This window comes from Myroides sp. C6-3, assembly GCF_050522425.1.
Classification (GTDB): Bacteria; Bacteroidota; Bacteroidia; order Flavobacteriales; family Flavobacteriaceae; genus Flavobacterium.
The window spans coordinates 121,673-143,099 of the sequence record NZ_JBMVQP010000001.1 but is presented as its reverse complement, the minus strand read 5'-3'; the positions used below and the strand labels follow the sequence as shown (position 1 = coordinate 143,099).

General features: G+C 36.3%; 19 protein-coding genes. 17 read left to right on the top strand and 2 right to left on the bottom strand.

The annotated features are described in order from the left end of the window. Positions 1-76 precede the first annotated feature (76 nt). Complete coding sequence (rsgA, locus tag ACPDG9_RS00685) at positions 77-1,042, top strand: ribosome small subunit-dependent GTPase A (RefSeq protein ID WP_430525943.1); 966 nt, start codon at positions 77-79, stop codon at positions 1,040-1,042. 70 nt (positions 1,043-1,112) lie between these two features. On the opposite strand, the gene ACPDG9_RS00680 is transcribed toward rsgA, so the two are convergent. Then, on the bottom strand, positions 1,113-1,991 hold the full coding sequence (locus ACPDG9_RS00680) for a hypothetical protein (protein WP_430525942.1): 879 nt from the start codon (positions 1,989-1,991) through the stop codon (positions 1,113-1,115). Between the two features lie 666 nt (positions 1,992-2,657). On the opposite strand from ACPDG9_RS00680, the gene ACPDG9_RS00675 reads away from it, so the two are divergent. From ACPDG9_RS00675 to ACPDG9_RS00635, 9 genes are all read left to right on the top strand, one after another. Beyond that, a complete protein-coding gene (locus tag ACPDG9_RS00675; protein ID WP_430525941.1) occupies positions 2,658-4,634 on the top strand; it encodes a DUF3857 domain-containing protein in 1,977 nt (658 codons plus the stop codon). 16 nt (positions 4,635-4,650) lie between these two features. Continuing rightward, positions 4,651-5,103 carry a D-aminoacyl-tRNA deacylase gene (dtd, locus tag ACPDG9_RS00670; RefSeq protein WP_430525940.1) on the top strand — a complete coding sequence of 151 codons (453 nt, stop codon included), beginning with the start codon at positions 4,651-4,653 and terminating at the stop codon, positions 5,101-5,103. Continuing rightward, entirely contained in the window at positions 5,103-5,306 is a 204-nt protein-coding gene (locus ACPDG9_RS00665) for a hypothetical protein (RefSeq protein ID WP_430525939.1), read from the top strand. The genes dtd and ACPDG9_RS00665 overlap by 1 nt, the downstream gene beginning before the upstream one ends. Before the next feature lie 7 nt (positions 5,307-5,313). Further along, positions 5,314-5,640: a nucleotide pyrophosphohydrolase gene (locus ACPDG9_RS00660; RefSeq protein ID WP_430525938.1), complete on the top strand. Its 327-nt coding sequence runs from the start codon at positions 5,314-5,316 to the stop codon at positions 5,638-5,640. A 10-nt stretch (positions 5,641-5,650) separates the two neighbouring features. Beyond that, positions 5,651-6,883: a 3-phosphoshikimate 1-carboxyvinyltransferase gene (locus tag ACPDG9_RS00655; protein WP_430525937.1), complete on the top strand. Its 1,233-nt coding sequence runs from the start codon at positions 5,651-5,653 to the stop codon at positions 6,881-6,883. Positions 6,884-6,995: 112 nt separating this feature from the next. Beyond that, the gene (gene queA / locus ACPDG9_RS00650; protein ID WP_430525936.1) at positions 6,996-8,045 is read left to right on the top strand and encodes a tRNA preQ1(34) S-adenosylmethionine ribosyltransferase-isomerase QueA; all 1,050 of its coding nucleotides are present in this window, start codon (positions 6,996-6,998) and stop codon (positions 8,043-8,045) included. Between the two features lie 124 nt (positions 8,046-8,169). Continuing rightward, complete coding sequence (kynU, locus tag ACPDG9_RS00645; protein ID WP_430525935.1) at positions 8,170-9,450, top strand: kynureninase; 1,281 nt, start codon at positions 8,170-8,172, stop codon at positions 9,448-9,450. A gap of 63 nt (positions 9,451-9,513) precedes the next feature. Then, positions 9,514-10,596 carry an agmatinase family protein gene (locus ACPDG9_RS00640; RefSeq protein WP_430525934.1) on the top strand — a complete coding sequence of 361 codons (1,083 nt, stop codon included), beginning with the start codon at positions 9,514-9,516 and terminating at the stop codon, positions 10,594-10,596. A gap of 293 nt (positions 10,597-10,889) precedes the next feature. Continuing rightward, on the top strand, positions 10,890-12,236 hold the full coding sequence (locus tag ACPDG9_RS00635) for an FAD-dependent oxidoreductase (protein WP_430525933.1): 1,347 nt from the start codon (positions 10,890-10,892) through the stop codon (positions 12,234-12,236). A gap of 4 nt (positions 12,237-12,240) precedes the next feature. Here ACPDG9_RS00635 and ACPDG9_RS00630 read toward each other — a convergent pair whose 3' ends face one another. Further along, positions 12,241-13,806, bottom strand: coding sequence for a helicase HerA-like domain-containing protein (locus tag ACPDG9_RS00630; RefSeq protein ID WP_430525932.1), 1,566 nt, complete (start codon positions 13,804-13,806; stop codon positions 12,241-12,243). A 336-nt stretch (positions 13,807-14,142) separates the two neighbouring features. Here ACPDG9_RS00630 and ACPDG9_RS00625 point away from each other — a divergent pair, with 336 nt between their 5' ends. The 7 genes from ACPDG9_RS00625 to ACPDG9_RS00595 all read left to right on the top strand — a co-directional run bounded on the left by ACPDG9_RS00625 (position 14,143) and on the right by ACPDG9_RS00595 (position 21,422). After that, entirely contained in the window at positions 14,143-14,979 is an 837-nt protein-coding gene (locus ACPDG9_RS00625) for a MotA/TolQ/ExbB proton channel family protein (RefSeq protein ID WP_430525931.1), read from the top strand. A gap of 59 nt (positions 14,980-15,038) precedes the next feature. Next, positions 15,039-15,668 carry an ExbD/TolR family protein gene (locus ACPDG9_RS00620; RefSeq protein WP_430525930.1) on the top strand — a complete coding sequence of 210 codons (630 nt, stop codon included), beginning with the start codon at positions 15,039-15,041 and terminating at the stop codon, positions 15,666-15,668. Positions 15,669-15,690: 22 nt separating this feature from the next. Next, on the top strand, positions 15,691-16,236 hold the full coding sequence (locus tag ACPDG9_RS00615; protein ID WP_430525929.1) for an ExbD/TolR family protein: 546 nt from the start codon (positions 15,691-15,693) through the stop codon (positions 16,234-16,236). 26 nt (positions 16,237-16,262) lie between these two features. Continuing rightward, complete coding sequence (locus ACPDG9_RS00610; protein WP_430525928.1) at positions 16,263-17,114, top strand: energy transducer TonB; 852 nt, start codon at positions 16,263-16,265, stop codon at positions 17,112-17,114. 373 nt (positions 17,115-17,487) lie between these two features. After that, a complete protein-coding gene (locus ACPDG9_RS00605; protein WP_430525927.1) occupies positions 17,488-18,441 on the top strand; it encodes a PstS family phosphate ABC transporter substrate-binding protein in 954 nt (317 codons plus the stop codon). Between the two features lie 33 nt (positions 18,442-18,474). Then, the gene (locus ACPDG9_RS00600) at positions 18,475-20,154 is read left to right on the top strand and encodes a tetratricopeptide repeat protein (RefSeq protein WP_430525926.1); all 1,680 of its coding nucleotides are present in this window, start codon (positions 18,475-18,477) and stop codon (positions 20,152-20,154) included. A gap of 98 nt (positions 20,155-20,252) precedes the next feature. After that, positions 20,253-21,422 (top strand): glycosyltransferase family 2 protein, encoded by a 1,170-nt coding sequence (locus ACPDG9_RS00595; protein WP_430525925.1) that lies wholly within the window; start codon positions 20,253-20,255, stop codon positions 21,420-21,422. The last annotated feature ends 5 nt before the right edge of the window (positions 21,423-21,427 follow it).

The window sequence follows — 21,427 nt, the reverse complement described above, 5'->3', positions numbered from 1 at the left end:
CTAAGGCAAAAGCAGACAAGGTGTTTTTCTCCTTCGTCCCTTTTTTTTGCAAGGATTTTTAAAATATATTTGCCCCATGAAAGGAACAGTTTATAAATCAACAGGAAGCTGGTATGCCGTCAAAGGAGAAGATGGGCAATTTTACAATTGCCGTATCAAAGGAAAGTTTCGCTTAAAGGGGATTAAAAGTACAAATCCTATTGCAGTAGGAGATCACGTGTCTTTTGACTTAGAAACCACCAATGACGTCGTAACAGGAGTGATTAACGATATTGCGCCACGCATGAATTATATTGTGCGTAAATCGGTAAACTTATCCAAACAAGTACATATCATTGCATCGAATATCGATACTATGTTTTTAATTGTTACCATTGATAATCCGGTAACAACAACAAGCTTTATCGATCGCTTTTTGGTAACAGCAGAAGCTTACGGCATTAAAACAGTACTGGTTTTTAATAAAATTGATACCTATTCAGAAGAAGCTTTAGACGAACAGCTGTATTTACAGTATATCTATTCGCAAATTGGCTATGAGTGTTTACGCGTTTCTGCTTTAGAGTCTAAAGGATTAGAAGCCATTAAAGAGCGAATGATCGGAAAAGTTTCGATGTTCTCAGGACACAGTGGTGTTGGAAAATCAACGTTGATCAATGCTATAGAACCTGGATTGAATTTAAAAACGGCTCAGATCTCTGAACAACATCAACAAGGACAACATACTACTACGTTTGCTGAAATGTTTGATCTGTCCTTTGATGCCGCTATTATTGATACTCCGGGTATTAGAGGATTCGGCGTTGTCGATATGGAACCACAAGAAGTAGGGGATTATTTTCCAGAATTCTTTGCGCTAAAGGAACAGTGTAAATTCAACAACTGTTTGCATAGAGAAGAACCGCATTGTGCTGTAAAAGAAGCTTTGGATCATGACGAATTAGCTTGGTCGCGTTATAAGACTTATATTCAAATTCTCGATGGAGAAGAAGAACACTATCGTACAGATATCTATAAAGATGGTAAAAACCAAGAAGAATAAGATTGAATCTTTTGATTATAAAGGAAAGCTGGTTCTTTACGGAACCAGCTTTTTTGTATTTGGGCTACTGCTATTTACTTGCACTATAATAGGTATAACCAAATCGATAGGTGGCCATTTCTAATAATAACACCTCTTTTGTTTGTTGAGATAAATGGGAATCTTGAAGAACAGCTGATTCCATTTCTTTGGAATAAGCTGTAAAAACAACATGACTTTTAATTTTGTTAAACGTACGAGTGTACAATTGATCAATTGCTTTAAAGGCTTGATATTCTTCGGGTGTATCGAAGGTAAATAATTGTTCATCGTAAACATTACTCGTGTTATCTGCTGTTTTTTGAATTTGATTTAGCAAGGCTATTGCTTCCTGTTTGTCGTATATGGTTTCAATTCCCAATCGTTGTGCTTGCTCATAGACTTTGTCGTATATGGCTCCTTGACGGTCACTGGATGAGAGGTGTGCTAATGATGAGTCTTGGAGTACTTCATTAACCAAGATATAGTGAGTGAATCCCAAGTCATCCATATAGTTAGGTTCAAACGCAGCTGATTTAATTTGCTGTACGTCAGGTAAAACCATAGTTTGATAAGGGAGTAAACCAGCTTCTGTACTCGTTATATTGGCTGATTTTCCCGATAAGGCAGCCTCTACAGAAGCAGCAGCTCCTACGAGTAAAGCCTCTTTCCAATCGCTTTTCATTCCGTGTTTAACTGCATAAGCAGCTGCAGCTTTGGCGTCAGCGGTAGCGATTTTTTTCACCCATCCCCAAAAACCAGCAGTAGTCTGTTTCGATGGAGCCTCTCGTTTTTGTTGATACGCTTGTGTAATGCTTTCATAAACAGAAGGTAGTTCATTTTGTTGTTCATCCTTCGTCGGCGATTGGTCCGAATTACACCCTGTCAATGAAAGTAACAGGCATAAGAAAAAGCTATATTTTTTTTTCATAGTTGTAAAGATTTGTACAAGGTGAAGAAACCTTGTAGCAGATTAAAAAATAAATGAGTAATGACCATGACAAGAGGAATACAAAGTAAAATAACCAGGTAAAATAACCAGTGAAATAATTTTTTCCTTTGTTATGGACCCTAAGACAGCATAGTAAAACTATGTTACACGCGAAGTAGAATAGATTGATCAGTGCCGGCAACGCTATCTTAACCACTAGTCCAGTGTAAGTTCTAAATAAACAATTCGATGCTCAAATCTATAGTCAGCCATCAATTGCCTATTGTTCATGCAGTTTTTTGGATATGTTTTTGTTGGCGAAGCGCCCGTTAGTTTGAGTTGGTTAACCTAAGCTTTGTACTAACTTGTATTGAAATTAGAATAAAAAGCAATTGAATAATGTTAATGAAATAATAAAAACGAGTAGAGATCGCTTGATTACGTGTTTATTTCATTGCGTTATTTTTGGTCTAAAAGGCTTTTTGTTGTTTATTATTTTTCTTTTTTTTGATTGTTTCTTATAAAGGGAAGAGTTGTTTGATCAATGGAAATAACGACGACCTCTTTTTGTTTACCTGTTTCATTTTTAAATCCTCACTAAAATAGCAAGCTATACAGCAGGAGTTTTGTATTTTTGGATAGGATAATAAAAATGCCATATAAGAAATGAACAAGATTGTATTCGTTGTGTTGGGAATTTTTAGCTTAAGTACTTATGCTCAAGATGCACCAAGCCAATGGTTAAGTAATGTACAAAAGGAAGAATCTCAAGAGGTTTTGCAATTGAACAAAGCAGATGCCGTTGTGCTAAATGAAGAAGGAATGATTGAATATCAATTTTCTGAGGAAGATGGATTTTCAATTGTACTTCAAGTCAAACGACTTATTCAAATTAATTCAAAAGAAGGGATTAGTCACGCGAGTTTACTGGTTCCTTTTTACTCTAATCGCTATACGAGAGAAATTGTTGAGGTTGAATCCTACGAAATTCATCGAATAGAAAACGGAAAAGAAGAAGTTATTGCGGTTAATACGGCGAGTAATCGATTAATTGACGACGGTTTTTACCTCAAAGAAATCAAGGTAAATGACATTCGCATTGGAGATCGAATCGCATATAATTATGTAAAAAAAATAAAGAATATCGATGTTATTCCAACGTGGTATTTTCAGGAAGATATCCCAAAACTAAAAAGCACTTATACGGTTAGAATTCCCGATAATTTGACTTATTTGATCACTCAAACAGGAGGGATTAAAGTAAAAGAAACCAAAGGGGTTACCGAAACTGCTCGCGATTTAACGGAAAACAAATGGGAAACGTCGTATCGATTTAAAGAAGCTGTTCTTCAGTTTGAGGCTAAAGATATCCCTGCTTTTGTTTATGAACCTTTTATGGATCATGTCAACAACATCAAGAGCGGGATTCGCTTTGATTTAATTCAATTTCAATATCCTATGAGTCCTTCTGTCGTTGTTCCACATGAGCCTGAAACAGTGGCGAAAGAATTAAACAAAGACAGGAATTTTGGCGGAGAGTTACGACAGGAGAAGTATTGGAACAAAGTGATTGCAGAGCAGAACTTAGAGGGGTTAACTCAGCAAGAAAAAGCAGCGCAACTAGTTTCGTTTATTCAATCTAAGATCAAGTGGAACCAACAATATGGGTATTGGACTGAACTTGGGGTAAAAAAGGCAATGGCCCAAGGAATTGGAAACAGTGGTGATATAAACTTAGCGCTTATTGGTGCTTTGCGTGCGGCTGGACTTGTCGCTGAACCGATTGTGTTGAGTACGCAATCCAATGGTAAAGCTCCAATTTTATTTACTCGATTCTTGAATCAAGTGATCGTAGGTGTTCAAATTGACAATCAGTTTTTTGTGGTAGACGGAACAATGGATCACCCCGTTTTAAACGTTTTGCCTTTTGAAGATTTAAATGCGGAGGGGTGGATGATAACTGAACAAAATGAGGTGAGTAAAGTAGATCTAACGCCTAAACAATTCTCATTTAAGCAAGAAGAATTTGTTGTCGATCTAAAGGAAGATGGCAATGCTGAAGGAAGCATGAAAAGTACCCGAACTCGGTACGAAGCAGCCGCCTTTAGAGCCAGATACGGTGAGCATATGCTCAGTCGAAGTCGCAGTGACTTTGAATCGCGTTCGAATCAATTCTTTTTAAGTCAAGGTGAACTTAAACCCTTAAAGAATGGAGATATCGAAATAGCGTATCAAGTGCGAAAATTTAACTTTGCAACGCGAAATCCCCAAAGTGATGAACTGACTTTTAATCCGATGGAGTTGTATGGAGAAAAGCAAAATCCTTTTAGCAATAGTACAAGACAATCGGATATTAACTTGCTATATCCTTCAATGGATATGTATAAAATAGTGGTTCAACTGCCAGAAGGGTATAAAGTGAAAAGCTATCCCAATGATGAGGTGTTTACGAGTGATAAAATAGGAGCGAAGCTGATTTACGAAGTAAAGCTATTGGAGGGAAATAGAATACAAGTGGGGATGAATTTGCGCTTGCAAAAAACGGTAATTGCCAAGGAAGATTACCCTGAACTTCGTCAATTGTATCTCACCATGCAGCAAAGAATAGAGGAGATGCATATTGTAGTAGAGAAAGTGAAATAAGTAAAAAAAGAGAACATTGAGAATAGTTATACAGCGCGTAACAGAAGCTTCTGTTACAGTAGAAGGGAAAATCACAGGAAGCATTGAAAAAGGGTTACTTGTGTTAGTAGGTATTGAAGAAGTAGATACGAAACAAGATATTGATTGGCTTTCGGGTAAATTGGTGAATTTGCGTATTTTTGAAGACGAACAAGGGGTGATGAATAAATCTGTATTAGACATCGATGGAGAGGTATTAATCGTTAGTCAATTTACGCTGCATGCTTCAACAAAAAAAGGCAATAGACCTTCGTATATTAGGGCAGCAAAACCGGATTTCGCTATTCCGATGTACGAGCAATTTGTTGCACAAGTATCTAGTGATTTAAATAAAAAAGTACAAACAGGACAATTTGGAGCGGATATGAAAGTAGCACTACTCAATGACGGTCCTGTAACGATTTGTATTGATTCTCAAAATAAAGAATAATGAAAAAAACACTGATTAAATTTAGCCTTTTTACGGTTATTTACGTTTTATTTTCTTGGTTCATTTCGACAGACTTTGTCTGTGCATTGAAAGGAGATCCACTTTGCATGCAAAATGTAGCGATTCGCTATGTGATTTTTATGGTGCTCATGTTTGTTTATGAGAAATGGGTGAAAAACAAGTTGTTTAAAAAAAATAAATAAGAATAAGATGAATATTAAAGACGCTCAAGCAGCAGTAGATACTTGGATTAAAGAACACGGTGTTCGCTATTTTAACGAATTGACCAATATGGCCCAATTGACGGAAGAAGTGGGGGAAGTAGCGCGTATTATTGCCCGTCGTTATGGCGAGCAATCGGAAAAAGAAAGCGATAAAAATAAAGACTTAGGAGAAGAGTTAGCAGATGTTGTTTTTGTAGTCTTGTGTTTAGCGAATCAGACCGGGGTTAACTTACAAGAGGCTTTTGACAAAAAACTGGATCTTAAAACAAAAAGAGATCACGATCGTCACCACAAGAATGAAAAATTAAAATAAAAGAAATCGTATGCAGGTTTACCTACAAAAATCAGCGTTAAAATCATCGCAAACGCTTGTTATTTCAGGGAGTAAATCTGAAAGCAATCGCTTGTTGTTGTTGCAAAAGATTTTTCCTCAACTCAAGGTGGAAAATTTAGCGGATTCGGATGATGTAGTAGCGATGCAAGAGGGATTGGCTACGTCAAAAACCATAGTGAATGTACATCATGCAGGAACAACGATGCGGTTCTTAACGGCTTATTTTGCGCTATGTCAAGAACGGTCTATCGTGTTAGAAGGCAGTGAACGCATGCACAACCGCCCAATAGGGATTTTGGTTGATGCCTTGCGCGAGTTGGGAGGGCAAATTACTTACCTTGACCAAGAGGGGTTTCCGCCTTTGGCAATTGAAGGAAAACAGGTGATGGGTGGTTGTATTCGCATTCCCGCTTCGATTAGTAGTCAATATATCTCCGCTTTGCTTTTAGTCGGGACACAGCTAAAACACGGACTCGAACTCGAACTCCTTGGCGCTATTACTTCTCGACCTTATATTGAGATGACACTGTCCTTGCTTAAAGAGTTAGGCGCAGAAACTAGTTTTGAAGGACAAATCATTGTGGTTCGACCTCCAAAGCAAATCCAAAAAACACAGTTTACGGTTGAGGCGGATTGGTCATCGGCCTCGTATTACTATTCATTTATAGCTCTATCTCCCCTAGGTACCTCTATTCGCTTAGGAAAATACAAGGCAGTGAGTTTACAGGGAGATGCAGTCTTACCGCAAATTTACGCGAAACTAGGTGTTGAAACTACTTTTGAAAAGGAGGATTACATTCGGTTGACGAAAATCGGAAAAGCAGAAGGATACGTTGAAGAGGACTTTTTTAATACACCAGATTTGGCTCAAACAGTTGTCGTTACGTGTTTTGGATTGGGAATTTCCTGTACGATCAAAGGTCTACATACCCTAAAAATAAAAGAAACGGATCGCTTAGTTGCCTTGCAACAAGAGCTGAAAAAACTTGGAGGAACACTGCACATTACCTCGAATGCACTAGCATTAGATGTGACAAGAGAAGAAAGGGAAGAACCGGTAAGGATAGATACGTATCAAGATCATCGCATGGCTATGGCTTTTGCTCCTTTGGTTGTACAAAGAGATTTGATTATTACAGAAGCAGAAGTAGTGAGTAAATCATACCCTAAGTTTTGGGAAGACCTTCAAAAACTGGGAATTAGACTGTATGAATCCAATTGAAAAATAAAAAAATAGTGCTAAATACTTGACAACGCCTATCTCAAGGTTGTATATTTGTAAAACTTGAAAAGAGCTAACCTCTTTTTATTGACCTAATTAAAATTGTTTTTCAATGAAGTTATCAAACTTTAATTTTGATTTGCCAGAAGAATTATTGGCAGAATTTCCAGCTGAGAATAGAGATGAGGCTCGTTTAATGGTGATTGACCGTAAAGCGGGAACAATCGAACATAAATTATTCAAAGATGTTGTGGATTATTTTGGAGAAGGTGATGTAATGGTTTTAAACAATACGAAAGTATTTCCTGCACGTCTTTATGGAAATAAAGAAAAAACTGGTGCGAGAATTGAAGTTTTCTTATTGCGCGAATTGAACGAAGAACAACGTTTATGGGATGTTTTAGTAGATCCAGCGCGTAAGATCCGAATTGGAAATAAGTTGTACTTTGGAGAAGACGATTCATTAGTTGCAGAAGTTATTGATAACACAACGTCTAGAGGTAGAACGTTGCGCTTTTTATATGATGGTTCTTACGAAGAGTTCAGAGATAAATTGCAAGAACTTGGAGAAACGCCAATTCCAAAATACATCAATAGAGAAGTTGTTCCAGAAGATGCAGAACGCTATCAAACGATCTATGCAAAAGAAGAAGGAGCTGTTGCTGCACCAACTGCAGGATTACACTTCTCAAAGCACTTGATGAAACGCCTAGAAATTAACGGAATTAAATTTGCCGAAATTACACTTCACATTGGATTGGGAACATTCAACCCAGTAGAAGTAGAAGATTTGTCGAAACACAAAATGGACTCAGAAGAATTTGTAGTGTCTCAAGAAGCTTGTGATATTGTCAACCATGCAAAAGAAGAAAAACACAGAGTATGTGCTGTGGGAACAACTTGTATGAGAGCGTTAGAAAGTTCGGTTTCTTCAAGTCAAACCTTAAATCCGTATAGAGGATGGACGAATAAATTTATCTTCCCTCCTTATGATTTTAGTATTGCGGATTGTATGATTACAAACTTCCATATGCCGAAATCTACGTTATTAATGATGATCTCTGCTTTTTGTGGACATGATTTAATGATGAAAGCTTACAAAGAAGCGGTGGAAGAAGGATACAAATTCTATTCTTACGGAGATGCGATGTTGATTTTATAAAATCAATAAAAATAAGATATTGCTAAAAAATCCCTTGCTATCCCAGCAAGGGATTTTTTATAAGTAGAAAAGAGTGGAAATAGTGATAAAAATTCTACTTTTACAAAAACCAAAATTATAAACCATGAAATTTGAGAATACGTTAGCTTTTGCTCAAAGTCTTGATGCTAAAGATACCTTAGCAAACTATAGAAATGAATTTAACTTTCCCAAAGTAAACGGAAAGCAAGTAATCTATTTTACAGGAAATTCACTAGGGCTTCAACCAAAGAAAGCCGTAGAATACGTGAATGAAGTGATGACAGACTGGGCGGAGTTAGCTGTAGAAGGACATTTTTATGCCAATAAGCCTTGGTGGGATTACCACGAGAGATTTAGTGCGCCTTTAAGTAAAATAGTTGGTGCAAAACCATCGGAAGTAACCGTGATGAACACGCTAACAGTGAACCTACACCTGTTAATGGCAACTTTTTACAAACCTGCTGGAAAACGCGTGAAGATTTTATGTGAAGAAAAAGCATTTCCAAGTGATCAATATTTAATCCAAACCCAAGTGAAATGGCATGGATTAGATCCAAAAGAGGTTATTGTAGAAGTAAAACGCAGACCAGGGGAGCACAACTTTAGATTAGAAGACATCTTAGCGAAGATCGAAGAAGTAGGAGATGAGTTGGCTTTGGTATTAATGGGAGGACTAAACTACTATACAGGACAAGTGCTCGACATGAAAACCATTACTGCAAAAGCACATCAATATGGCGCTTATGTAGGGTGGGATTTAGCGCATGCTGCGGGAAATATCAACTTAGAATTACACGATTGGGATGCGGATTTTGCAGCTTGGTGTAGTTATAAATACATGAATTCAGGACCAGGAAATGCTTCTGGATGTTTTATTCACGAAAAACACCACACAAATAAAGACTTAGTTCGCCTTGGTGGATGGTGGGGACACAACAAAGAAAGACGCTTTTTGATGGAGCCCAATTACGATCCAATTGAAGGTGCGCATGGATGGCAAATTAGCAACTTACCAATTCTATCTCTTGCTCCTTATTTAGCGTCAGTCGAAATGTTTGCTGAAATAGGAATGGATAAATTAATTGAAAAAAGAAATGTTATCACGGCTTATTTAGAATTTATTATTAATACAATCGGTGCTGAAGTAGGAGGTAATTTTGAAATTATCACACCAGCAGAGCAAAGTGAACGTGCAAGTCAATTGTCTATCTTATTACATGGTGAAGGACGTGCTATGTTTACTTACTTAATGGAGGCGGGAGTGATTGTCGATTGGAGAGAACCTAATGTGATTCGCTTGGCGCCGGTGCCTTTGTATACGAGTTTTGAAGATATGTACCACTTTGGACAAATCTTGAAAGAAGGGATCCAAAGTCAGAAATAATTTAGATAGTACGACTGTAATTTAATTTATAAATTTGCAGCGAAAAATAACAGCTTAATACATATGTCAACAAAGCAGCAAAAAATAGAGACTTTTGATCCGTCTCAACCAGGATTAGCTGATGCAACAATCTATGGATTGCCTTTTACAGCAGAAGAAAGTGAAATCATTGTAGTTCCTGTGCCTTGGGAAGTAACGGTAAGTTATGGCGCTGGTGCATCAGAAGGACCAGAAGCAATTTTAGAAGCTTCGTATCAAGTGGATTTGTTACATCAAAACTATCCTGAACTTTGGAAGTTGGGTATTTATTTTGATGAAGCACCTGCACATTGGCAAGAACAAAGTGCCCAATATAAAACGTTAGCTCAACCCATTATTGAGGCTTTAGAAAATGGAGAGAACTTAGCGGATCACCCAATGTTACAAGCAAGTTTAGATACTATTAATCAAGTATGCGCAACCTTACACAAAGAAGTGGAAGAAAAAGTTGCCGATTGGATGAGTCAAGGAAAACGCGTGGTTTTATTGGGAGGAGATCACAGTACGCCTTTGGGGTATTATAACGCTGTTGCAAAAAATCACGATTCTTTTGGAATTTTACATTTTGATGCACATATGGACTTGAGAGAGGCTTATGAAGGGTTTACTTATTCGCATGCTTCTATTATGTTTAATACATTGAAATTACCCCAAGTTGAAAAAATAGTTCAAGTAGGGATTCGCGACTTCTGTGAGCAAGAAGTTGACGTTGTAAACACGTCTGGTCGCGTTTTGGTACATACAGATGCTGATTTGAAAAAAGATGAATTCGAAGGAATGAGTTGGAAAGATAAATGTGATCAAATTATCGCTTCTCTACCTCAAAAAGTAGTGATTAGTTTCGATATTGATGCTTTATTGCCTTGGTATTGTCCAAATACAGGAACACCAGTTCCTGGAGGATTAACCTTTGAGCAAGCAACGTATATGATTACGCGACTTTCTGAAACAAATAAAGAAATCATCGGGATGGATTTAGTTGAGGTTGCACCAGGTGAAGATGACTGGGATGGAAATGTTGGCGCGCGCCTATTGTTCCACATGTGTGGAGCATTTGCTAAGTCACAAGGATTGACCGTTGGAAAGGAATTAACGTTTGAAAAATAAGTAAATAATCCCTTTTTTAAGGGATTATTTTTTTGAGCCTTCTTTTAAACTAAAGTTGAGTAAGGTCAAAAGGATGGCAAGTATCAGTAAACTGTATACGAGTATACCATCAAAATATAAAATAAACTGACAAATGTACCAACAGCCTGTCAGTATGATAACGATAATCCAAATTAAGTTTTTCATTGTTATTAAGCGTGTGCTTAAAAGTAGTCGATAATACATCAAGGAAAAAACACTATTCAAACATTGAATAGCTAATTATATTAAATATTCAAATATTTAAAAGTAGTATGGGGAAAAGTATTGCAATTGTAGGAAGTGGTTTGGTGGGAACTGTACTAGCCATTGCATTAAAACAGCAAGGGCATCAAGTTTTTGTTTACGAAAAAGGAGAGGATATTCGCACCCTTGACTTTTCTGGGCGGTCCATTAATTTAGCGCTTTCAGAACGCGGGTGGAAGATGTTGAAACGCATAGGACTAGAAGCTAAAGTTCGTCAGTTTGGAATTCCCATGCATCAACGTGCGATTCACCATATCGAAAAAGAAGAAAAACAGCCATATGGAATTCACGGTGAAGCTATTTGGGCTGTTTCTCGTGGAGGATTAAACAAAAAGTTGGTCGATTGGGCAGAAGAAATAGGAGTGGAATTTGTCTTTCAAACACCTATTTGGAGTGTGGATGTCAAAAAGGGAATCTTATATATGAGTGAGTATGAGCATCAAGAGTGGAAAGCGATTCAACATGATGTGATTTTTGGAGCAGATGGAGCTTATTCTAAAGTGAGAAGTCGTCTACAGAGAAGAAGTCGATTTGAATACCAACAATCGTACTTGCCTATTGCCTATAAAGAGCTTGTTATTCCCGCAATAGCACAAGGTGCTTTTGCTATGGATGAAAATTCTTTCCACATTTGGCCAAGAAAAGACTTTATGTTAATTGCTTTACCTAATATAGATGGATCTTTTACCTGTACGCTTTTTATGCCTTATGAAGGAGAGGTGTCTTTTGAAGCGATTCAATCAGAAAGTGAAATTCAACATTTTTTTCAAACCAATTTTCCAGATGCCTTACAATTAATGCCTAATTTATTGGAATTGTATCAGGCGAATCCTGTCAATTCTCTTGTTACAACTACTTGTTTTCCGTGGGTGTACAAAGATAAGGTAGCGTTAATTGGCGATGCTGCTCATGCTGTTGTTCCTTTTTATGGGCAAGGCTTAAATGCAGGACTAGAAGATGTAGATGTATTGTTAGATTGTCTGGCAAGTGAACCAAGCGATTGGGAAAAAGCATTGGATGCGTATCAATATGCTCGTAAGATTAATGCAGATGCAATAGCCGAGCTATCGTATCGAAATTTTAAAGAGATGAGTGAACAAACAGCCAACCCTTTATTCTTGTTGCGCAAGAAAATAGAAAGCAAATTTGCCAAGAAATACCCTGAACTATGGTTACCTCTTTACGATCGAGTGACTTTTAGCCAAGGAAGCTACCAAGAAGCGCTAGCTATTGGCGACCAGCAAGCAGAGATGATGGATGTGATCATGGCTACTGAAAATATTGAAGATCGCTGGGATAGCCTAGAAATAGAAGAACATTTAAAACAATTGATAAATGAAAATAGAGGATTTTAATCCTCTATTTTCGTTTTTTAGCTGTTGTCGTTCTCGATGTCTTAGTTGTGCGGGTGGTATGGTTTGATCCACCCATAACTTTGGAGAGTAAACTAAAGGCTCCTTTTATAAAGGTAGCACTCGTTACAACTTTTAAAATACTTTTTGTAAGGGTATTGTCTTCTTTTTTAGTTTTAGTATGGCTTGAAGTTGGAGTAGTAGATTCCTTTGAGTCATTGATGGGAACTGTGCGTTGCTCTAGTTTCTCAAACGCACTTTCGCGATTAATTGCCTGGTTGTATTTCTGTACTAATTTCGATTGTTGTAAGATCTCGTCAATTTCTTCCTCAGTTAAAACATCCATTCGACTCATTGGGGCACGTAGTGTACATGCCACTAAAGGGGTCGGAATTCCCTTTTCATTTAGTGCTGTAACTAAAGCTTCTCCAGTTCCCAATTGGGTGATAATTTCATTGGTTGTATAGTAAGGAGTAGAAGGAAAGTTTTCAGATGCTGCTTTAATCGCTTTTCTGTCCTTTTCTGTAAATGCTCGCAAGGCATGTTGAATCTTTAATCCCAATTGCGCCAAAACTCCGTTGGGAATATCCGTCGGATTCTGCGTAATGAAATAGATGCCAACCCCTTTGGAACGAATTAACTTAACAATCGTTTCAATTTGATTTAATAGTGCTTTGCTCGCTTCATTGAAAATTAAATGTGCTTCATCAATAAAAATAATCAAATCAGGCTGACCACTATCTCCTTGTTCAGGTAGTTGGTTGTATACTTGAGTTAACAAGTTCAACATAAAAGTAGAGAATAGTTTGGGTTTATCTTGAATATCCGTTAGGCGTACAATATTGATAAAACCTTTACCCTTCTCGTCATAGCGCATTAAATCTCGGATGTCAAAGGAAGGTTCACCAAAGAATAAATCTGCACCTTGCTGTTCTAATTCGATTACTTTTCTCAAAATAGCATTGGTGGAAGCAGGTGAAATTCGACCATATTCGTTTTCAATCTCCACTTTTCCTTCATTTGTTAGGTATTGTAATAACTTTTTAAAATCTTTTAAGTCTACAAGTTCCAAGTTGTGATCTTCTGAGAATTTAAATAGTAAAGCAACAATTCCGGCCTGTGTGTCATTTAATTCGAGGATTCGGCTAAATAAAACAGGACCAAATTCAGCAATTGTCGCACGCAAACGAACGCCGTTTTGTTTCGAAAGTGTTAATAGTTCGACTGGAAACGCAGTGGGGTGAAAGGGCAAATTCATCTGTTCATGACGATTTTTGATGAAATCATTTGCTACTCCAGCTTTAGCGATCCCGCTAAAGTCCCCTTTAATGTCCATCATGAGCACTGGAATTCCTTTATCTGCCAACTGTTCAGAGAGAACTTGAATGGTCTTGGTCTTGCCTGTTCCTGTGGCCCCAGCGATTAATCCATGGCGATTTAACGTTTTTAGCGGAATGTTTACAAAAGTGTCGGCTATAATGTTTTGATCCAAATTTGCACAGCCAATGGTAATGAAATCACTTTTATGACTATAACCATTAATGATGTCCGTTTTGAAAATTTCAATGCTCATTTTGTATATTTTATATAATTAAAGATGATTATTAGACAAATACACAAGTAAATATGTAGAATTACTATAATTATCAAATGTTAAATGTGTTCTTTGCGATGAAATAAAGATAGTAAAATTCATTTAGACTTATTATCTTTACCACTGCTTACTTTTTTTCTAATGTTAAGGTAAGTATAAAATATTCTTATGTTAAGTCTAAGTTAGCTTATTTTAAAAAAATAGATTTTAATTTTTTTATTTCGTCTAAAAACATAAATTTGCGACACTGATGACTTTAAAAAAGTAAAAAAGTAATAAGTAATAATTGAAAAAAAAGAATTAAATTTTAAAAAGATGACAAACGTATCAAACGAATCAGTTGAAAAAGTAGGGTCAAGCTCAGGAGCAAGTAGATTATTTGCATCATTAGCTGTAGTGTTATGTATTGTATTTGGTTACTTTATTTGGGAGTTCGTAATGGGTAATCCAGCGAACTTTGAAAATGGTGATCCAGCAGGACACCCACTACCAGGTAACTTCATGGGAATGGTTTATAAAGGAGGACCAGTAGTTGCTGTATTAATTGGTTTATTAACTATGACAATTGTTTTCTCAATTGAGAGATTCTTAGTTATCTCTAAAGCTTCTGGAAAAGGAGATGTTGGAAAATTCGTAAAAGAAATCCAAGTTTCAATCAACGAAGGAAGAATCGAAGAAGCTATGGAAGCATGTGATACTCAAAAAGGATCAGTAGCTAACGTTGTTAGAGCTGGTTTAGTGAAGTATCAACAAATGAAAAAAGAAGGATACAATAGCGAAGAGGCTACTGAAGCTATCCAAAAAGAAATCGAAGAGGCTACAACTCTTGAGATGCCAATGTTAGAGAAAAACATGATCGTATTAGCTACATTAGTATCAATTGGTACATTATGTGGATTATTAGGTACAGTAACAGGGATGATTAAAGCGTTCTCGGCTTTAGCAACTTCTGGTACTCCTGACTCAGCTGCATTAGCAACAGGTATTTCTGAGGCGTTAGTATGTACAGCTACAGGTATTGGTACTTCAACATTAGCGATTGTAATGTATAACTCATTTACTACAAAAATTGATAGATTAACTTATTCAATTGATGAAGCTGGATTTGCTATTACTCAAGCATACAGAAGATTCAAAGGATTAGTAAAATAATTTTAGAATAAGTATTAATAATCTTATATTGAAAAATATAGGAGTTAAAAAATTTATCAATGGCTAAAGGTAAAATGAAAAAGAAGAGTATGAGCGTAGATATGACCGCGATGTGTGACGTGTCATTCTTACTCTTAACTTTCTTCGTATTAACATCGACAGCAAAGCTTCCGGAGCCATTACCAGTAGATACACCAAATTCAACCGTTCAAACGAAGTTGCCAGAAAGTAACTTAGCAACAGTTACAATTGGAGGAGAACCAGGTAAAGAAAAGGTTTTCTTCGGAGTTTTGGGAAAAGAAGATCGTATTGCTACACTTGAAAAAATGGGTAGTCGTTATCAGATTGAGTTTAATGATGAAGAGAAGCAAGTATTTGCTTATACTGAAGGTATCGGAACTCCTATTAACGAATTGAAGAAATTTTTAAATCTACCTGCAGATGTTAGAAATAAAATTGGAGCAGACCAACCAGGTGTTCCAACTGACTCTGTAAACAATCAATTAAAAGATTGGGTAGAAATGGCGCGTATTGTTGCGAAAGAAAACAATAATAAAGTTTTAGACGTTGCAATTAAGGGAGATGCTGAAGCAAATTACCCTGCAGTGAAAAACGTTATTGATATCTTGCAAGAGCAACGTGTAAATAGATTCTTCTTAGTTACAGGACTTAGAAACGAAGATTTTTAATCATTAAAAAATTAAACTGTAAATGGCTGAATTAAATACAGGCGGCGGAGGCAATAAGGACAAAAAAGTAAGAAGTAAGAAACAAAATGCCGGAGTAGATTTAACTGCGATGGTGGATTTAGCTTTCTTATTGATTACGTTCTTTATGTTGACAACATCTATGAATAAGCCTCAGTCTATGAATCTTGCAATGCCTGATAAAGATGCAAACAAGGAGATAGAAGAAGAGAAGACTAAAGTAGATGAGAACCGTACAATGACTATACTAATTGGCGGCGACAATAAAGTAAAATGGTATATGGGTATGGTTAACAACCCAATTGAAGGACCAGTTGATCAGACTTATGGTAAAGCGGGTATTCGTCAAGTATTGTTAGAGAAAGACAAACAAGCTATTGCTTACTCAAGAGAAGCAGACAAAGGTTTGATCGTGATCATTAGAGCAAGTGAAAAAGCTACATATCGCAATTTAGTTGATATTTTAGATGAGATGGCTATCTCAGGTATTAAATCATATGCGTTAGTAGATATCACTCCTGAGGATCTAGAAATATTAGGTGAGAAGTAGTTAACGTTCTGAGAAATTAAGAAATTATGTCAAAATTAAATATCTTTAAAAAGGATTGGGTTGATATTATCTTCGAAGGACGTAACAAGTCTTACGGAGCATATCAATTGAGATCTGAAAACCCAAAAGTGACCACTGTAGCTTTGTTCTCAGGGATTGCTTTGTTCGGTTTAGCATTGGTATCACCTATGTTAATCGAAATGGCAAAGGGAACTTTTGGAAATAATAAGGTGGAAAAATTGGATAAGGTTATCGAAATGGAGAATTTAAATTTACCAGAAGATATCCCACCACCACCACCACCACCAGAGGATGTACCACCACCTCCACCACCTCCACCAGCAGATGAGGTTAAATCAGTAAACGATACGAAAAAGTTTACGGAACCTGAAATTGCTAAGAAAGAGGAAGTGAAGGAGGAAATTGTTTCTCAAAAAGAGTTGGAAACAGCTGATGTAGGAACAAAAGACATGAAAGGTGATAAGGACAAAGGTGAAATCAAGATCACAGAAAAAACTGGAGAAGCTGACAAGGGAACTGGTTCAGGTGGTGACGGAGATGGAAACGAAGTTTTCATTGCTGTACAAGTACCAGCTGAATACCCAGGAGGTATGCAAGCGTTTAATAGACAATTTATTCAACGATTCAGAACTCCAGAAATTGATTCAGGTGTGAAATCTATCCGTGTTATCGTTATGTTTATCGTTGAAAAAGACGGTTCATTAACAGATATCAAAGTTGTACGTGACCCAGGTTACGGCGCTGGAAAAGAAGCAGTACGCGTATTAAATAATATGCCGAAGTGGAAACCAGCCGTACAAAACGGAAAAACAGTTCGATCACAGTTTACATTACCAATTACAATCCAAGTTCAATAGTAATGTTTAACAATAAATTCAAACAAAAATCGCTAGTACAGCGATTTTTGTTCTTTTTTGGACTATTGTTTTTTCTTCTTTATTTGTTTTGTGGGATTGCCTTAATTGTTAGTAAGTCACTGCCCTTTCAAATGGAAGACAATCATCGAATCCTTTTCGGTATTGTTTTAATAGTCTATGGTTTTTTTAGATTCTACCGTTTGTGGAATACTAATATGGGAAAAGAGTAAAAAAAGCTTCGATTTAATCGAAGCTTTTTTTATTGTTTGATATTTATGTTAAAAACTGATTTTATTTTTTGCTTCTTCCAAAGAATATCTATCTTAGACGAAAGAAAATGAGCGAACTAGGTTTTGCTCTTAATTTGTTTTATATGATTCGAAGAAAAAGCGCTGCTAGAATTGGAATTTTAGTTGGTGTTTTAGCAACAAGTAGTTTGTTCTTTCAATGTAAGGATAAGCACAAAACAACGAATGAAGCCTCTAGCGAAACAGAAGCTCAGGAAGAAACATTACTCAGCGGAACACTTACGCTTGGAGTGGATGAGTCTGTTTTTCCCATTGTTGAAGATGTAGCCATCCTTTTTGAAAATGAGTACAAAAGAGCCAAAATAAACTTACTCCCTAAATCAGAAAAAGAAATTCTTCAATTGCTTTTCTCTGATTCTATTCGTGTAGCTGTACTCCCGCGTACCTTAACAACGGAGGAACTGAAACATTATGAAGGGGTTGTAGCACCAAAACAAACGCACTTTGCTAGTGATGCAATTGTTTTTGTGACGAGTAAAAATGCGATGGACTCAATTGTTGATTATCAAGTTATCCTCAAACAATTAGAAGAAGGAAAGGCGACAGAAGCAGATTCTTTTTTAGTTTTCGATAACTATAATTCTAGTGTTTCTTCTGCCTTTAGGGAAGCAACTGGATTTGTGTCTTTCCCTAAAGATTATGCTTATTTTTTAAATACAACTGAAGAAGTTATCGATTATGTTGTAAAGAATCCTAAGGCAATTGGAGTGATTGGTTTGAACTGGTTAACGCAACCTACAAAGGAAATGCAGCCTACGATTGATCAAGTAAAAGTATTGGCTGTAAAAAATGACAAGGATCAACAGTACTATAAGCCAAGTCAAAATAACATTGCTGAAGGGACCTACCCCTTAATTCGCAAGCTTTATGTTTTGGATATGCAAGGAAAAAATGGTTTAGGAACCGGATTTGCTTCGTATATTGCGGGATATAAAGGACAACGTGTGGTATTAAAATCAGGATTATTCCCATTCAATACACCGCCACGTGAAATTGTAGTAACAAAAGAAATTAAATAAAACCACATACTTGTAAAACAATAACGATATATTATGAATAAAAAGTATTCTATTTCATTGTTGACTTTAGCGCTAAGTAGTTCTTTTGCTTTTGCTCAAAGTATTAATGAAGCAAAAACAGCAATCAATGCAGAGCAATTTGATAAAGCTAAAGAGATTTTAAAAGATTTAATTGGTAAGAAACCAGCAGAGGGAATTAACTACTACTATTTGGGAGATGTTTTCTTAAAAGAAGATCAATCAGATTCGGCACGTTACTATTTTGATCAAGGAGTTTTAGCTAAAACAAAAGGATCTTTAAACTATATTGGTTTAGGTCAAATTGAATTAGATAATAATCGTTCAGCGGAGGCTGTTGCTAATTTTACAAAAGCGAAAAAAGACATTAAGAAAAAAGATTACAATGAACAATTGTTAATCGCCGCTGCGTATTTGAATTCAAAAAACCCAGATGCTAAGGCAGCACAAACAATTGCTGCGGATGTTGTAGCAAAAGAGTACAATAATCCAATGGGGCATTTGTTGTTAGGACGTGCTTTCTTAGAGCAAAAAAACTTGAATGATGCATACTCTTCTTTTAGAAGTGCATATGATTTAGATAATTCATTGGTAGAGGCAAAGTTGCAAATGGCGATGATTACGAAACGCGCTCGTGCTTATGCAGATGCGATCAAGGCTTGTGAAGAAATCTTAGCTACTACACCAAACTACGCACCTGCATACAGAGAAATCGCTGAGATTTCTTATATGTGGTCGAAGGTAAATGCTCCTAAAGAGAAAGAATTGATCACTCAAGCAGGGGAAAATTATAAAAAGTTCATTAAGGCAACGGATAACTCGATTGATTCTCAAATGCGTTATGCGGATTTCTTAGTATTGACAGAAAATTATCCAGAATTGGAGCGTTTGGCAATGCAAATGAAAGATATCAAAGGAGTGAATCCTCGTATCCACAGATATTTAGGGTATGCTGCCTATGAAAATAAAAACTATAGTGTAAGTGCTGATGCTTTAGACAAGTTCTTAAAAGTATATCTGAAAGAGTCTAAAAGTTTAAACGCAATTGGAAGAGATTACCTATATTTAGGTTTATCTGAAATTGGGTTATCCAACTATGGTGAAAACAAAGAAATGTATCACAAAGGATTAAACCATTTAACAGACGCAGTGAATGTTGAACTTGCTATTGCTGGTGAGTTTAATCGTTTTGGATTAGATTTATTTCGCGCTAAAAAATATCAAAATGTAATTGATATTTTGGGTATTTCAGCAGACGTAAAGGAATCAAGTGGATACATTTACGACAACTACTATGTGGGATACTCCTACTATTTATTGGGATCAGAAGATCGCTCAGATAGTGAAGAATTATTGAAAAAAGCAGATGAGTATTTAGCTCGTACGATTGAAGCTTCACCATTAACTCAAGAAGCATACTTCTATAGAGCACGTGCAAATCGCTACATCGATCACGTAGATGCGTATGATAAAATGTTTGAATCATATAAAGGATTCTTAAAAGTATTAGGTGAGAAAAACGAGTTGAAAGATCCTTCAAATAAAGATCAAATTGTCGAAGCTCATACTTCAATTGCTACGTACTATGCAAACAAAGACAGAAATGCTGAAGCAATCGAAGAGTTTAAAAAAGTATTAAGCTTAGATCCTTCTAATAGTTTTGCCAAAAAAACAATAGAAGCAATCAGCAAATAATAGCTGTTAAAATAAGTGAAAAGGTCAATTACAAAAGTAATTGACCTTTTTTTATTTGATTGCTATTGTAGTTTTACTAATCCTACTATATTTGCCGGATGCAATTATCTGTAATTATTTTAAACTACAATGTTCGCTACTTTCTAGAACAAGCCATTAAATCTGTGCAAGCTGCTACCAAGGCAATTGATGCAGAAATTATAGTTGTAGATAATAATTCACAAGATGATAGTACTGCGATGATGCAGGAGGTTTTTCCTGACATTTTATATCTTGAGAACAAAGAAAATCTCGGATTTCCCAAAGGCAATAATATTGGCGTTAGTCATGCAAAGGGGAAGTACATTTGTATTCTCAATCCAGATACTGTTGTTGCAGAAGATACGTTTCAAACTATACTTGGGTTATACGAAAATAAACCGAACTTGGGTATCGTTGGTTGTCGATTAATTGATGGTAGAGGCGGATTCTTACCCGAGTCTAAAAGGGGAATTCCGACCTATTGGCGTTCGTTGATGAAAGTAACAGGGGTGTATAAGTTATTTCCTGCCAGTTCGATTTTCAATGGATATTACGCCACCCATTTGTCCCAGCATCAAAGTGGACCCGTAGAAATTTTGGTAGGAGCCTTTATGGTGATGCCTAAATCGCTCTACGAAGAATTAGGAGGATTTGACGAACGTTTTTTTATGTATGTTGAAGATACTGATTTGTCCTATGCTTGCTTAAAAGCGGGATATGAAAATTACTACTATGCCGATACAACGGTGATTCACTACAAAGGAGAAAGCACGAATAAAGACTTAGAATACGTAAAGCGTTTCCATCATGGAACTCAAGTGTTTTATGAAAAACACTTTAGGAAATCTTTTTTATTTGAGGTATTCATGCGCTTGGTTACTTTTGTTTTTTTGCTTTTCAAACAGAAGAAAAAAAGCCCCAAGCTTGCTGTAGTAAATCAAGTATTTGTTGTAAGCACCCAGGAAGGATTTAAAAAACAAGTAGAAGCAGCTATTGGAAAAATTGCCCTTCAGGCAAGTGATTTAACAATGCTTCAGCAGCGAATAGAGCAAAAGAGTGAAATTAATGGAGAATTGATTGAAATTATCTTCGATGGGGATTATTTAACTAATAAAGAGATTATTACCTTTATGCATAAAAATTATAGATCAGAAATAATTTATAAAATTAAACCCGTGAATTCTTCGTTTTTGATTGGTAGTAATGATAGTAATAGTAAAGGATCCGTGATAATTTTAGAAGAATGATAATT